At 36.5% G+C, this 14,954-nt stretch carries 18 protein-coding genes; 9 read left to right on the plus strand and 9 right to left on the minus strand.

Annotated elements, in window-relative coordinates:
* Positions 1-90 precede the first annotated feature (90 nt).
* Both K350_RS0124190 and K350_RS30240 read left to right on the plus strand, forming a co-directional pair.
* Complete coding sequence (locus K350_RS0124190) at positions 91-447, plus strand: hypothetical protein (protein ID WP_156027184.1); 357 nt, start codon at positions 91-93, stop codon at positions 445-447.
* Between the two features lie 94 nt (positions 448-541).
* On the plus strand, positions 542-877 hold the full coding sequence (locus tag K350_RS30240; protein WP_051313624.1) for a hypothetical protein: 336 nt from the start codon (positions 542-544) through the stop codon (positions 875-877).
* A gap of 51 nt (positions 878-928) precedes the next feature.
* Here the strand turns inward: K350_RS30240 and K350_RS0124200 are convergent, their stop codons facing one another.
* Entirely contained in the window at positions 929-1,444 is a 516-nt protein-coding gene (locus K350_RS0124200; protein ID WP_028982116.1) for a SixA phosphatase family protein, read from the minus strand.
* 162 nt (positions 1,445-1,606) lie between these two features.
* Here K350_RS0124200 and topA point away from each other — a divergent pair, with 162 nt between their 5' ends.
* On the plus strand, positions 1,607-4,042 hold the full coding sequence (gene topA / locus K350_RS0124205; protein ID WP_028982117.1) for a type I DNA topoisomerase: 2,436 nt from the start codon (positions 1,607-1,609) through the stop codon (positions 4,040-4,042).
* An 86-nt stretch (positions 4,043-4,128) separates the two neighbouring features.
* Positions 4,129-4,812, plus strand: a complete 684-nt coding sequence (locus tag K350_RS0124210) for an SIR2 family NAD-dependent protein deacylase (protein ID WP_028982118.1) — start codon at positions 4,129-4,131, stop codon at positions 4,810-4,812.
* Here the strand turns inward: K350_RS0124210 and K350_RS0124215 are convergent.
* Positions 4,809-5,267, minus strand: coding sequence for a carboxymuconolactone decarboxylase family protein (locus K350_RS0124215; RefSeq protein WP_028982119.1), 459 nt, complete (start codon positions 5,265-5,267; stop codon positions 4,809-4,811). The two genes, K350_RS0124210 and K350_RS0124215, sit on opposite strands and share 4 nt — an antisense overlap.
* Positions 5,268-5,411: 144 nt before the next feature.
* Between K350_RS0124215 and K350_RS0124220 the strand changes: the two genes are divergently transcribed.
* The 4 genes from K350_RS0124220 (at position 5,412) to K350_RS0124235 (ending at position 8,539) form a co-directional block, all read left to right on the plus strand.
* Positions 5,412-6,833 (plus strand): carotenoid oxygenase family protein, encoded by a 1,422-nt coding sequence (locus tag K350_RS0124220; RefSeq protein WP_028982120.1) that lies wholly within the window; start codon positions 5,412-5,414, stop codon positions 6,831-6,833.
* Positions 6,834-6,862: 29 nt separating this feature from the next.
* Positions 6,863-7,630, plus strand: coding sequence for a cyclase family protein (locus K350_RS0124225; RefSeq protein WP_028982121.1), 768 nt, complete (start codon positions 6,863-6,865; stop codon positions 7,628-7,630).
* 27 nt (positions 7,631-7,657) lie between these two features.
* Positions 7,658-8,044, plus strand: coding sequence for a RidA family protein (locus K350_RS0124230; protein WP_028982122.1), 387 nt, complete (start codon positions 7,658-7,660; stop codon positions 8,042-8,044).
* 72 nt (positions 8,045-8,116) lie between these two features.
* Entirely contained in the window at positions 8,117-8,539 is a 423-nt protein-coding gene (locus K350_RS0124235) for a hypothetical protein (RefSeq protein ID WP_028982123.1), read from the plus strand.
* A gap of 293 nt (positions 8,540-8,832) precedes the next feature.
* Here the strand turns inward: K350_RS0124235 and K350_RS0124240 are convergent, their stop codons facing one another.
* From K350_RS0124240 to K350_RS0124250, 3 genes are all read right to left on the minus strand, one after another.
* Entirely contained in the window at positions 8,833-9,555 is a 723-nt protein-coding gene (locus K350_RS0124240; RefSeq protein WP_156027185.1) for a VIT1/CCC1 transporter family protein, read from the minus strand.
* A 71-nt stretch (positions 9,556-9,626) separates the two neighbouring features.
* Positions 9,627-10,403 carry an SDR family NAD(P)-dependent oxidoreductase gene (locus tag K350_RS0124245; protein WP_028982125.1) on the minus strand — a complete coding sequence of 259 codons (777 nt, stop codon included), beginning with the start codon at positions 10,401-10,403 and terminating at the stop codon, positions 9,627-9,629.
* An 18-nt stretch (positions 10,404-10,421) separates the two neighbouring features.
* Positions 10,422-11,492, minus strand: a complete 1,071-nt coding sequence (locus tag K350_RS0124250) for an o-succinylbenzoate synthase (RefSeq protein WP_028982126.1) — start codon at positions 11,490-11,492, stop codon at positions 10,422-10,424.
* A gap of 155 nt (positions 11,493-11,647) precedes the next feature.
* On the opposite strand from K350_RS0124250, the gene K350_RS32640 reads away from it, so the two are divergent.
* A complete protein-coding gene (locus K350_RS32640; RefSeq protein WP_169716571.1) occupies positions 11,648-11,806 on the plus strand; it encodes a hypothetical protein in 159 nt (52 codons plus the stop codon).
* 34 nt (positions 11,807-11,840) lie between these two features.
* Here the strand turns inward: K350_RS32640 and K350_RS0124265 are convergent, their stop codons facing one another.
* The 4 genes from K350_RS0124265 to K350_RS0124280 are packed head-to-tail and all read right to left on the minus strand — an operon-like array spanning position 11,841 to position 14,936.
* Positions 11,841-12,554 carry a Dph6-related ATP pyrophosphatase gene (locus K350_RS0124265; protein WP_028982127.1) on the minus strand — a complete coding sequence of 238 codons (714 nt, stop codon included), beginning with the start codon at positions 12,552-12,554 and terminating at the stop codon, positions 11,841-11,843.
* A 5-nt stretch (positions 12,555-12,559) separates the two neighbouring features.
* Positions 12,560-12,883 (minus strand): hypothetical protein, encoded by a 324-nt coding sequence (locus K350_RS0124270; RefSeq protein WP_028982128.1) that lies wholly within the window; start codon positions 12,881-12,883, stop codon positions 12,560-12,562.
* Between the two features lie 46 nt (positions 12,884-12,929).
* On the minus strand, positions 12,930-14,324 hold the full coding sequence (locus K350_RS0124275) for a COG3014 family protein (protein ID WP_028982129.1): 1,395 nt from the start codon (positions 14,322-14,324) through the stop codon (positions 12,930-12,932).
* Between the two features lie 21 nt (positions 14,325-14,345).
* Positions 14,346-14,936 (minus strand): penicillin-binding protein activator LpoB, encoded by a 591-nt coding sequence (locus K350_RS0124280; RefSeq protein WP_028982130.1) that lies wholly within the window; start codon positions 14,934-14,936, stop codon positions 14,346-14,348.
* Positions 14,937-14,954: the final 18 nt, after the last annotated feature.

A 14,954-nucleotide genomic window follows, 5' to 3' on the forward strand; every position in this document is an offset into this window, starting at 1 on the left:
ATTTCTTTTTTTCAATCTTTAAGGAAACTTTTTAACAAAATCTTTAAAAAAGAAGTTGATTTTTTAGTGGGAAGAAATTTAAGAAGGCGTATGAAAAATTTGTTTTTTTTATTAGTAATGTTGCTGGCTTGGCTTAGCCGACCAGCAAGTGCCCAAAATAAAACACAGATTAAGCATTCGAAAGCTGTGAGTAAATCCACCAGACCTAATTCCGAAGAGAAAATTAGTCGGGCCGACAGAATATCTGCCAGGAACAGAGACGAAAGGATCAGTACTCAATACAACAAACGAATGCTGAAAATCAAACACAACAAAAAGAATTTTGGCAATGGAGGTAGTAAAAAATACTTTAGTACCAAGAAAACCAAATTCAGCAGATCCAAAGTCAAAAGAAACTCGTCCGCATCTTCTGGAGATAACAAAAGGCGAAGATCAGGTTGGTATTAATTAAAGTGTTGGTTATTGTAAAAAAAGTTTAAATTTGGGTAAATAATAAATGGCAGAAATCTAAATTCTGCCATTTTCGTTTTTACTTCTTAATATGAGCCTAAAAAAAATTTTCATTATAGCTACTTTTATTTTTGCAGGGATTCTGTTTTTAAGCGGCACAGCACAAGCTCAGGACGACAATAATGGCTCCAAGAGAAAAAAAGGAAATTCTCAGAAAGATCTTGATGCTGCTAATTCAGATGTGGAAAAAGACAGGATGACCAAGGAGCAAAAGTCCTATCTGAAAGAACAGAAAAAAGCGCAGAACAAGAAGAAAAAAGAGCAGGAAAAGACCAGAAAAAGAGCTGACAAAATAGCCAGAAAACGGTTGAATAAAGCAAAGGGAAAAACTTCTAACAAGAAGAAAAGATATGTTAAAACTCATTAAATAAAGGTGGCCGACTAAAATAAAGACGGCCATCTTTATTTTAAGGAAATACTAATCTTCCGTTTCTGTTCCGAAAACCAGTTTGGGATAAATAAACCAGTTTAATTTACCCAACTCCCCACTCACCTCTTCCCAGCTGTCAATATTTAAAGAAATTTCCAAAACCCCTGAAGTAGGGATATTACCAATCACTTCTTTAGTCAGATATTCAGCAAAATAGGTTAATGAAGGATTATGACCAAAAATCATAATCTTATTATTTTCAGAACTAACCCTACTGATTACCGCCATTAAATTTCTGACAGAGGCCTCATAAAGTTCTTCATCAAAAGCAATTTTATCCAAATCATATTGAAGTTGCTCAGCCATTAATTCGGCAGTATTTTTAGCTCTTACAGCCGGACTGGATAAAATTAGGTCCGGAAGTACCTGCATTTCATGCAGTTTCCTCCCCATCTTAGGCGCGTCTGTCAAACCTCTGGTATTAAGCTCTCTTTCAAAATCTTTTTGTCCCGGTATTGACCAATCCGACTTCGCATGCCTGGCGAGGTATAGTATCTTACTCATAATCAATGGATAAATTAAAATATAACCCTTTAAAAATATATAACACCGAAAGTACAAATTTATCTGAATATGGCACTAAAAATTTTTGCAAAGTGTTTTTTTAAAAATTTTTAATCATCTTTGGCCCAAATTTGCTTTTGATTTAAAGTCATAATTAGTTCAATGTCAAAAAATTTAGTTATTGTTGAGTCGCCTGCGAAGGCTAAAACCATAGAAGGATACCTGGGAAAGGATTTTCTGGTAACGTCAAGTTACGGTCACGTGAGAGACCTTCCAAAGGGAGATAAGGCGATCGATATAAAGAATGGCTTTAAGCCGACATATGAAATCTCTGATGACAAAAGGGATGTTGTTTCACAACTAAAAAAACTTGCGAAGGAGGCCGAAATGGTTTGGTTAGCGACCGACGATGACCGCGAGGGTGAAGCTATTTCCTGGCACTTAAAGGAGGCTTTAAATTTAAATGAAAAAAATACCCGGAGAATTGTATTCAGAGAAATCACTAAAAATGCGATCCTGAACGCAATTCAAACTCCAAGAGGTATAGATCTTGACTTGGTAAATGCTCAGCAGGCACGTCGTATTCTCGACAGACTGGTTGGTTTTGAGATTTCTCCTATTTTATGGAAAAAAATAAAAACCGGTCTTTCTGCAGGTAGAGTGCAGTCTGTTGCGGTAAGATTAGTGGTAGAAAGAGAACGTGAAGTTGAAAAATTCAATACTAAAGCTGCATTTAAGGTTTCTGCCGAATTTATCGTAGATAAAGGTAAAATTCTGAAAGCAGAACTTGGGGAGCGCTTCAGTTCTGAAGAGGATGCGATGGCTTTTTTAACCAAAGTGATTGGTGCTGAATTCAGCATTAAAAACCTGGAAAAGAAGCCTGCTAAAAAATCTCCTGCTCCTCCTTTTACAACATCAACTCTTCAACAGGAAGCCAGCAGAAAACTAGGGTTTTCTGTCGCTCAAACAATGACTTTGGCTCAAAGACTTTATGAATCAGGAAAGATCTCTTATATGAGAACTGATTCTGTAAGTCTTTCTCAGGACGCTCTGAATGCTGCAGAAAAAGAAATTACCAAAAGCTACGGACCTGAGTTTGTTAATATAAGACAATACCAGACCAAATCAGAAAGTGCACAGGAAGCTCACGAAGCAATAAGGCCTACTGATTTTTCCAAAAGTCAGGCAGGAGAAGAAAGAAATGAGCAACGATTGTACGAACTGATCTGGAAAAGAGCCATAGCTTCTCAGATGGCAGAAGCTCAGATTGAGAAAACTGTGGCTACCATTGCTATTTCAACAGTACCTCAAACATTAACTGCAACTGGTGAGGTAATCAAATTTGAAGGTTTCCTTAAAGTTTACATTGAGTCTTCTGACGATGAAGAATCTGAAGAAGAAAATAGCAGCATGCTCCCTCCTCTCACTGTTGGGCAAAAGCTTAACCTTGATGAGATGAAAGCTGTGGAAAGATTCTCAAGACCACCTTCTAGATATACAGAAGCTAGCCTTGTTAAAAAACTGGAGGAAATGGGAATCGGTCGTCCTTCGACTTATGCTCCAACAATCTCTACTATTCAAAAGAGAGGTTATGTGATTAAAGAAAACAGAGACGGGAAAGAGAGAAAATACAGAGAACTGTCTCTTAAAAATAATACAATAAATAAAAAGGAAAGAACCGAGATCACCGGACAAGAGAAAGCAAAACTATTCCCAACAGATATGGGAATGATTGTAACTGATTTCCTTGTACAGTATTTCCCGAATATTACAGACTACTCTTTCACAGCTACAGTTGAAAAAGAGTTTGATGAAATAGCATCAGGTTTAAAGAAGTGGGAAAAAATGCTGGAGACTTTTTATGGTTCATTCCATCAAAAAGTAGAATCTACGGAAGCTATCGACAGATCTGTAGTTCAGACATCCAAAGAACTGGGCTTACATCCAGCTACAGGTGAAAAAGTAATAGCTAGACTTGGTCGTTTCGGCCCTATAGTTCAGATTGGTGAAGCTGATGAAACAACAGGGAAAAAACCTCAATATGCGAGCTTAAGAAAAGGGCAGCTTATTGAAACTTTAAATCTTGAAGATGCACTTGAACTTTTCAAGCTTCCTAGAGAGACTGGTTTCTTTGAGGAAAAGACCATGACAGTAGCTATAGGAAGGTTTGGACCATATATTAAGCACGATAACAAATTTTATTCTCTGGGAAAAGAGGATGACCCTTTGGACATAACAGAAGAACGTTGTGTTGAACTGATCCTTAATAAACGTAAAGCAGATGCTGAAAAGCTTATCAAGGAGTTTCCCGAAAACGAAGAGGTAAAAGTACTTAATGGCCGTTGGGGACCATATATCGCTGTAGGCAAGAAAAATGTAAAAATTCCGAAAGACCGCGAACCCCAGAGCATAACCCTCGCTGAAGCACTTGAATGGGCAGAAAGCGTTCCGGAAAAGAAAAGTAGATTCGCAAGAAAAACTGCTTCTGAACCTGCAGCGAAGAAAACCGCTGCTAAAAAAGCCACAGCTAAAAAAGCAGCAGTAAAGAAAACCGCAGCTAAAAAGACCGCAGCTAAAAAAGCAGCGAAGAAAAAATAATAAGAAGGTCCATGCAGAAAAACATGGATCTTTTTTTTCTCGTTTATGTCTGTATTTTTATTCTTAGACAGAAAACAAGCAATCCGATGAAAAAAATTGTAGTGCTAACCGGAGCAGGAGTTTCAGCAGAAAGCGGTATATCTACTTTCAGAGATGCTGGTGGATTATGGGAAGGACATGATATTATGGAAGTAGCCTCTCCTGAAGGATGGAAAAAGAATCCAGCTCTTGTGCTAGAGTTCTACAACCTCAGACGTAAAGCTGCACTGGATGCCAAGCCCAATGCCGGACATCTTGGGCTTGTGGCTTTGGAGGAAAAATACGATGTCACTATTGTAACACAGAACGTAGATAACCTGCACGAGAAAGCCGGTTCTTCAAAAATAATACACTTGCATGGAGAGCTCTTTAAATGCCGCAGTTCACTATATGAAAACCTGGTTTATGATATGGATGGATGGGAATTGAAGCTCGGCGAAAAATGTCCCCATGGCTCTCAATTGAGACCGCATATTGTTTGGTTCGGAGAAATGGTACCAATGATGGACAAAGCTATGAAGCTGGCAATGAAAGCAGATATTTTTATCGTAGTCGGAACTTCTCTTCAGGTATACCCTGCTGCAGGCCTTCTTGATTATGTCAGAGAAGATGTTCCTGTTTATGTAATTGATCCGAATATGCCTGCAGTGAGAAAACGGCCCAATCTTCATCTCATAGAAGAAAAAGCAAGCACAGGGGTAGAAAAGATTGTAGAAATACTAATGGCTTAATATCTAATCTCTCCATTCTTCTCCGGAAGCATCTTAGCAACAATGGTTAGTCTGTTCCAGGCATTAATTGTGATGATAGCCATAATGATCTGAGAGAAATAATGCTCATCAAAAAAATTCATTGCTTTGGCATACACCTCATCCGAAACATGGTTTTCTTTGATTAGTGTTACCTCTTCTACCAAAAACAATACAGATCTTTCATCCTCTGTATATAAGTTCGAAGTCTTCCAAGCTGTGAGTCCATAAATTCTTTCTTCTGCTTCCCCTGACCGGCGGGCTTCTCCAGAATATTTGTGAATGCTGTATGAACAACCGTTGATTTGAGAAACTCTTATTTTGATAAGGTTTTTATGGTTATTGGCTAAATCGGAACATTTAAGATACTCATCCAGAACGTTAAGCGCCTGTATTGCTTCCGGCGCAACTTTCCCTATATTTAACCTGAAACTCATTTTGGTTTATTTTAATAGAATAAAGAATCCCGTTAAACCAATAAAGCTTAATTGTAAAAAAATGTTTATAAAAACAGGCTTACAGACGACCTGATTTTCATTAATAAAAATTGACTATAAAATCATATTTTTAAATAGAGCACTATGGATTCACTCATTTATAAAAGCGTTGAGAAGGAAACACCGAACAGTAATCTAACTGTAGAAGGACAAATACCTGAATGGCTTTCAGGTGACCTTATCAGAAACGGTCCAGCTAAATTTGAAGTTGGTGAGTATAAGCTGAACCACTGGTTTGACGGGTATTCAATGATTCATAAATTTTCAATTCAAGATGGAAAAGTATATTATAAAAGTAAGTTTCTTCAATCCAAAGACTATATAAAAAGTACCTCAGCCAATTATATAAAAAACAGAAGTTGGGGCACAGTTGCTGATCCTTGTGCATCTATATTCAATAAATTTTTCAGTGCTTTCACCAAACCCGAAGCATCCAATGCAAGTGTCAGCATTTTAAAAAATGGAAATAGAATAGCTGCTGTATCAGACTTCTCTTCAATGGTTGAATTTGATTTTAATACACTTGAAACTAAAGGAGATATTAAATTTTCTGATCAGTTCGGAAACGATTATATGTTTAGTGCCGCACATAGTTGTTACGATCCTGAAACCAAAGAAATCTTTAACTGCTTAGGAAAGCCGGGCCCCAAAGGGAATTTCTCATTTGTAAAAATTTCAGAATCTACATTTGAAAGAAAACCTTTCGGATCCTTGTCTGCTCCTAAGCATACTTATTTTCACAGTTATGCATTAACTAAAAATTATTTTATATTCATTGAACAACCTCTTGAGCTCAACATCTGGCAATTGATGTTCAGCAGATTCCTTAATAGGCCTTATGAAGCCTGCTATCATTGGAAACCAGAACATGGAACAAAATTCCATCTTGTAAGTCGTTTGAACGGAAAAGTTAAAACCTTCAAATCTGCTCCCTTCTTTTTCTTCCATACTGTAAATGCTTTTGAAGAAGATAATGAAGTATTAATTGATTTGTGTCTGTACAAAGATCCTTCTGTAATTAAAGATCTTTATTTAGATAAGCTCAAACAAAACGGATTAAAAAAAGAAAGTATGAGTTTACTATACAGGACAAAAATAAACTTAGAAACTAAAACCGTTGACCTTATCCAACTTTCTGATGTTTCTTTGGACCTGCCTTCTTTCAATATGACAAGAGCGTGCAAATCTTATAATTATGTCTATGGACTTGGTTTAAGGGAAACTCAAGACATCGAAGTGAACAACCAGCTAGTAAAGGTAGATGTCCGTTCAGGAGATTTAAAGGTTTGGTATCACAAAGGCATGTATCCTTCTGAACCTTTGTTTGTAGGAGCTCCAGGAGGTTTATTAGAAGATGATGGTATAATTTTATCTGTGGTGCTTGATATCCAAAAGCAATCTTCTTTTCTTTTGCTATTAAATGCAAGTGATTTTACTGAAATTGCAAGAGCATATTCTCCAGTGTATTTGCCCATAGGCCTGCATGGAATGTTTTATCAAAAGTAAAAAGTATACCCCTTAATTTTAACCATAAAATGTTACGCATAGTAGATCTCTCCAAAACCATTGAATACAACAAAAAGGACCCTTGGTTTATGAGGATAAAAATTAAAAATAAACCTCATAATAAAAGTAAGTTTCTTATCCGTTTTTTTGTTGGCCTTCCTGCCCGATTATTCCCTTCAAAGTTTAGAGGATGGGCAGATGATAAAATCATTGGAATGGGCGTACATTCAACCACTCATATTGATGCGCCATGGCACTATTCAGAAATGGTGAATGGAAAAAAGGCAAAGACCATCGATGAAATTCCTTTAGAATGGCTTTATGGTGAAGGAATTGTTATAGATATGAGTCACAAAGCAGACTTTGATATTATAACAGTCGATGACATTCAAGCAGACCTTATGAAGTCTGGGGCAGAAATATCTCCTGGTAAAATAGTTCTTATCAAAACCGGTCGTTCAAATATTCAGGGAGAAGACTATGTAAATAAAGGGACAGGTATGAGTAAAGAAGCCACCGAATGGCTTATTGAAAGAGGAATAAAAGTGATGGGAATAGATCAGTGGGGCTTTGATCTTCCTCTAAGATATATGGCAGCCAAAGCCAAAGAAACCTCTGATCCTGAACTCTTCTGGCAGGCCCATCTTGTAGGACAAAAATATGAATATCTGCATATGGAACAGTTGGTAAATTTAGAGGCACTTCCTCCTTCAGGATTTAAAGTTGCTGTCTTTCCCTTAAAGATAAAGGGTGCTTCAGCTGCTCCAGCAAGGGTTGTTGCTATTTTTGATAATTAATGCACAATTTTTATAAAGAATTAACTAATGAAAAGAGAAATTTTAAAATCCGGAACACCATGGGAAGACATTGTAGGATATTCCAGGGCTATAAAAATAGGTAATGTGATAGAAGTTGCAGGTACGACCGCAATGGATGGAGACCAAGTATTTGGCAAAGGAAATGCTTATGAGCAAGCTTATTTTATTTTTTCAAAAATTGAAAAATGCCTCACTCATTTCGGAAGTAGTATGAAAGATGTGGTAAGAACAAAGATGTATGTTACGGATATAAGTCAATGGGAAGAAATAGGAAAAGCACATGGTCAGTTTTTTATTGGAATAAATCCAGTTGCTACAATGGTAGAAGTAAACCGCCTCATATCTCCTGATCTTCTGGTAGAAATAGAAGTTACTGCAATTGTCCCTAATTAAGACTTATATTTTTTGGTTGATGTCTAAACAAAATTTAAAGCAGTTGGCTTTTTATTTTATTAAGAACATGCTATGAGCAGTAATGAAGGATTTGTAAGAAAGGTAGAAGCAGCAGCAGCAATAATAAGTATTTTTGTCACTTTTTGGGCGCTCAGGGAATTTTTTCAGAATAAAGAATCCCTAAATCCTGCTGGCCATTATTATGGTTCATTTGCGTCCAATAACCTAAATAGTACTTTTGAATTATTTATTAATATCAACCATTCTGGTAAAGTTGAAGGTAGAATTTTAAGAAAAGGGAAAAAGCCTTTCCGAGGCAAAATAAAAGGATCAACCAACAGTAGAGGTATTACCTTTTCCTCCTATAATCCATCTGACAGGAGTACCATTCTCTGGAATGGGGTAATTTCAAGAGGAAAAATCAATGGATTATATCAGGAGGTTTCTCATTCAAATGAAAATATCAGGCTAATCTGGAATGCAGACAGACGTTAGTTTTTTTCTTTGATGAGACGCATGTATGGAGTCTCAAACCTTTTTAAGAAAAACGATGGAAATTATCCAGAAAATAATAGCTATCCTTTATTCTATCTTGATAAATTAAAATGCAATACCCGTAGATAAAGAGCCTCCATGCTTGACATCTCTACAGAAATCAAAATCTAATGTTTAAAATAATTTTTCATTCCTTTAAAGACCAATATTCTAAAGAAAAATGACTTTCATTCACCTAAAAATAATTATTTAGCGTTATCAAATCTGCTTGAGGATTTACACTTTCTTGATTTTTATTTAAAAACTGTTTCAAGAACAGCCCCAACATAATATGAAAGTAAGGCGGCAATGCCTCCAAGAAAAAGAGTTTCTAAAATCCCTACTAATTTATTCTTATCTGTAACGATACTCTTTAAACTTCCTACAATTGCAAGAGCTATACCGGTAAGAACACAGCTTACCAGAAATAAATTATTCGGTTCCAGTATATCCAGAATAGCAAATACGTAAGCGAGCAAAGGAATCAGCCCAATGGTGACAAAAGATATAAAGGTCATACCGGCAGTTTTAAAAGGAGTTCTTTCGTCTTTAGACATTTCAAGCTCTTCCTTCATCATAGTATCCACCCATACATCTTTATTGGAAATAATGACTTCAACTACCTTATCTAACAACTCCCCCTTGAATCCCTTCTTCTCATAAATCTCCCTTACCTCTTCGATTTCTTTTTCCCTCATATTTTCAATTTCCCAATATTCAACAGCTTTATTTTTCTCATAAGTGTCCTGCTCCGCCTTAGTTGAAAAGAAGTTCCCCACAGACATTGAAAAACCGTCAGCAATGAGATTGGCAAAGCCAAGTATAATCACCACCGAAATTGATAAATTTGCACCTGTAGCCCCCGCGACAACAGCAAATGTGGTAATTGCACCATCAATACCTCCATAAACGAATTCGGAAATATAATCTTTATTAAAAAATAAAATGTTCCCGCCTGAGTGTAGCTTATCTTCCATAATTTCAATATAAAAAAAAATTCATTTCCATAAAGTGAAAATGAATTTTAAAACAAACCAACCACTAATATTTAATTTTTTGGAGCAAAAAGCCTGTTAAGGGTTCTTACTATAAACTTGTTTGGAAAAATCTTACTGAAATAGGCTCCAAACATATTACTTGTTCCCGGAATAATTTCAGAATCATGCTCCAGCATGCCCTCCACCGCTATTTCAGCTACTTCTTCCGGAGACATTTTTACTTCACTGGAATCTACTGGCAGATTTTTCAATCCTGCTTCTTCAAAAAAATCAGTTGCAGTAGGACCAGGACAAAGACAGCTGACAGATATGTTAAAAGGCTTTAATTCCTCGCGTAGTGCCAGAGTATATGAATGCAGAAAAGACTGAGTTGCTGCATATACACTCATGAATGGTATTGGCTGATAACATGCAGTACTTGCTACATTCATAATATAGCCGCCTTCTGCTTTTAGCATTGGAATAAAGTTATAAATCAGCGATACAGAAGCACATTGATTTAACCTTATCAGATTGAGCTGATCTTCCAGTGATAATGAAGAAAATTTTCCATACAAACCTGCTCCTGCATTATTGATGAGCATATTTACATTTATACCTTCCTTTACACACCAATCATAGAGTTTCTCAGAAACACCACTTTCTGTCAGATCTGCAGGATAAACTTTTACATCAATTTTTTTGGTAGCTTTTAGTCTTGCTGCTATTTCCCAAAGCTTATTTTCGGATCTTGAAACAAGAACCATATTAAAATTTTTAGCCGCACAGTATTCTGCCATTGCCAGGCCAATACCTCTGCTTGCTCCGGTAATTAATGTATACCTCATATCATCCTGCTATTGCCATTAAAACAAGGGATTAAAATTCCAATTTTGAGAAGGATCGTAGTACAGAGATCCTGATTGAATAACAAGAGGAGAATCAATATTGTTATGATAAAGCTTTCCAGTGCCCAATCCTTGCGGCATTGGTGAGTTCAGGGTATATGCAAACTGAGCAACGGCGTTGAGACCGACATTGGACTCCAAAGCAGAAGTTAGCCACCAGCCAGACAGGGAATCATCTGCTGCTTTAATCCATTCTTTGCATTGCTGAAATCCCCCGAGAAGTGTAGGCTTGAGTATGATGTATTGAGGTTTGATCTTTTGCAGTAATTCAATTTTAGTATCTTCTGTGTGTACACCTATGAGTTCTTCGTCTAGTGCGACAGGTATGATGTTTAACTTACAAAGATGCTTCATCAATTCAATCTGGCCAGCCTTCACAGGTTGTTCAATAGAATGAATTGTAAATGCTGAGAGTTGTTTTAACTTGTTTTCAGCGTCCTTATCAGTAAACGCTCCATTTGCATCTACTCGGATCTCAATCTGTTCGGGAGAAAATTTGGTTCTTATTTTTTCAAGCAGGCTGCATTCCTTATTAAAATCTATTGCACCTACCTTAATCTTAATACAGTTAAATCCTTGCTCCAGCTTTTCCCATAACTGTTTTTCCATAAAATTAAAATCACCCATCCAGATCAGGCCATTGATAGGTATACCCCTTATACCTGAAGTAAAGTCACTTTCGAAAAGTTTTCTTTTTCCTCCATGCTGCAAATCCAGTAAAGCAGTTTCTAGGGCAAAACGAATGGAAGGCCACTCTTGTAGGTATTGATAAATTTCCTCACATTCATCTATAGAATTCTTATTTGAAATAAGTTTGCAGATTTCATCCAGCTTTTCATCCAGATCAAGCCTGTCATCAACACTAAGACCTTTCAATGGTGCGCATTCTCCTATCCCAAACTTTGAAGAATCCTTTTCTGAGGATATTATCAGATATCGTACATTATGTGTGGTAAGCACTCCCCGTGAAGTCCCTGCTTCAAACTTAAAATCCAGGGTGTATTTTTTCCAAAAACAATTCAAGCCCATTTTTAATTATATTACTAATTGTATTTTACCGATATTATTTGACTATTAAGTCTTTAGTGGCATGATTCTCTAAGTTTTTTTCTATTAAAAATTGCAAAAAGTCTATTTTTTTTATTAAATTGTCAATTATTTGGGAAATAATAAATCTATTAATCATGAAAAAACTTCACGTTATATTTATTTTAGCCTTGGTTCTTGTTACCGCTAACATGGCTGAATCATTTGCTTTTACACCCAAAAAACCGGGAAAGCATAAAAGCGCGAAAAAATCTAAGAAGAAAAAATCCGGATATTACTTTAATTTCCAGCATTAAGATATAATGAAGGAATAAAAAGTGTTAAATCTTTTTATTCCTTCAATTTTATATCGGCAAACCAATATCCTACTTCTTCTTCCTCTATTTTGCCTTCTGTTTCTTTTTTTACTTTGTAAAATTTTACTACTTTTTCTGTACAGGCTATTTCCAGTTCACTCCTAAATATCGGTCCGGCATAAACAAATGTATGAAACTCTCCATTTTCCCCGCAAGGATCAGTGCCTGGTGACATATTTCCAACAATTTCCTCAGTAAGAGTTTCCCCTACAATATTTTCATTTATATTTTTGCAGCTCCCTGAGCATATCATTGTTTTAAAGCCTAATTTCAAAAAGTCAGAGAGCAATTCAGTTGTATCCTCCTTCCATAAAGGGAACACCGCTTTCATCTCTACTTTTTTCAGTTTTTCCTCCCTGTATCGTTTTAGATCCTCTAAAAAAATATCTCCAAAAATAATATGAGAAACATCTTTTTCTTTCCAGAATAACATTGCTTCCTCCATTTGCTTTTCATATTCTTCATTAGTGCAAACTTCAGGTATATAAACCTTATACAATGGAATTCCGATTTGCTTTGCCTGAAGGTCCATCAGCTCTTCTCTCACCCCATGCATAGAAACTCTTGAGAAGGCAGAATTGATAGTTGTGAGCAAGGCCAATATCTCGAATTCGCCTGATGATAAAGCCCTATATAAAGCAAAAGCGGAGTCTTTACCTCCACTCCAGCAAAAAACTGCTTTTTGCATTTTTTTTATTTTTTTGATTTTACCTTATTATCGCTTCCCGGAATCACAGTGGAGAAAGACCGACTTTGAACTTTATTTTTTCCGGCCTGATGTTTATAGTTCTGATCTCCCGAGACGTCTTCACTTGATTCAATGATAATTTTATTATTCTTAATTGTATCTTGTGTACCAAGCTGCTGTTTATAGTTGAAAGAACCATTTGCTTTTGACTCTTTAATTAAGATACGGTTCTCTCTTTTATGAGGAGCTTTCTGAGCCTTGGCAGACAATCCTAGACTTAAAATTAAAATTACAAAGGGAACAATGCTCTTCTGCATTACAACCAACATAAGAAATCAAATATATTGAATAAAGAGGGAAAATTACTCAGAGTTATTAATAATACAAAGGCACTGTCACTGCTTCAAGCGAACTGAAGGTTTGAAAATTGGTATTATTCTTTTTTATCTCTACTGAAATCTCTTGTTTATTTTCAGTTTGCCTTCCCTTTGGTGTAAAGGTAATGGTTTGCTTTCCTTCGGGAAGTTTAAGCCTTGCATAATAAATGCTGTGTGGCAAAGTTTGCCAGTTCCTGGTATCTGCCTGTTCTGATATGGCGTTAACAATACTGAAAGCCGCTCCCAGATCACCGTTTTGTTGTCTTATTTTATATTCAGCTGCTTTCTTTAGTCCAAGACGAAGCAAAGATTTTCCTAACTCCAAAAGCATTCGATCTTTTAGAGACTTGAAAGCAATTGCATTGATATCTTCGGCTAGTTGTAAAGGTACTTCCTTTCCTCCTCCGGATAAACTTGCACTTTCATAAACCAAAGGCCTCTCTACATACCTAGGAAATGCAACTCTTATAAATTCAAGTTTGCTTAAACCGCTGGACTGATAATCATCATTGTTAATGACAAACGGAAAGTTTAAGCCCAATTCAGGATTAACAAACGTAACAACTCCTCCCTCTCCTCTGACTATACTAAAGTTGATACTCCACTCTTCTTTAACAGGCCCAAGACCATCATGCCAAATGAAGACAAGGTCGCCTTCATCTTTGCCTGACGAAGGCTGAAATTTCATTCCAAGATCTTTTTCAAACCTGACAAGTTCTTCATTAAAACCACTGAGGTAAGCAGTTCTCAAGAGATCATGTTTAAGCTGTTCAGGAGGGCTAAGATTGAACATCTTCTGATAATCGGTCTGATATACCTCCAAAGCATTTCGATAAGCTATAAAGGCGTTATTATAATCTTTATTGGCATCGTAAACGATTCCCATTAAAAGATGAATGAATGCATCTCTTTTATATTTATTATCCGATTTGTATTTATCGCTGAGTTGATTTAATCGGATATCCATTCTTTTGCATTCTACCAGCGCTTCTTCAGGCTGTCCCAGCTTCAGATAGTTCAATGCCATGTAGTAATGCATCATTAAGAGTTCAAATTCCTCTCCGTAGTATTCGACCATTTTAGGATTGGTCAGAAAGGATACTCCTTCATTCAGCAAGTTTCTGTGGTGATTATCGGCAATCCTGTAGGCCTCTTCAAAGTGGTCGTTGCTTCCAACGTAGTTGCCTTGCATGGAAGCCACAACCCCTCTGTTTAAATAATAAATAAGCTTGTTTTTTCCCTTGGCACCCTTTTTATCTTTAGCTAATACTTCCTCTGCTTCCTTGAGCTGCCCCTGAACAAAGTAAGTATTGAACTTAATATTTCTCTGATAATAGGAAACGCAGGAAAAACACAAGCCTGCAAAAATCAAACAAATTATAACTCGTCCCATCCCCCACCGGTACTTAGCAATTTAATTAACTATGTATTTTTTAATTTTCTTGTCTCCGATCCAAACAAGCTCATTGGTTTCAAGGTCAGCCAGTTCAAGATTGATCTGATAAAACACTACTTTTCTCTTGCCTTCAGAGTCTACAATAGAATTAATCGTACCGAATACCATATAATCTGCGCCAAGCTCTCTTCCCCATTTCTTCTGAGTTTCAGGAGATGCAAATTGTTGCTGATCCGCTCTTTCCTCTCTTAGCTTTTCTCTGAATTCTGCATTTTGGACCACTCTTATAGTACCTGTATTGATACATTCCCTTTCAAGGTCTTTAATGAAAGTAAGAGCATCAATATGTTCATGGCTTTTATTACTGATTACCCCCACTATAATTGTTGGCTTTTTATTATTTCTTGTCATGAAGTCATTTCTCCACGGTCTGTTAATCATATCTTTAGCCATTTCTTCCGCTACGAGCCTTGAATCTACGTCATTCCAGCGGCCACTCAGATCTATCTGTTGATCAGGACTTACCCTTGTAACCGTCTTCTTAGTACATGAACCAGCAAGGACTAAAACTGTAAGAAGGCTGAAAATAACTTTAAAGGAAATTCTCATTGTATGCATTGTTTTATT

The sequence above is a fragment of the Sporocytophaga myxococcoides DSM 11118 genome, from assembly GCF_000426725.1.
Classification (GTDB): Bacteria; Bacteroidota; Bacteroidia; order Cytophagales; family Cytophagaceae; genus Sporocytophaga; species Sporocytophaga myxococcoides.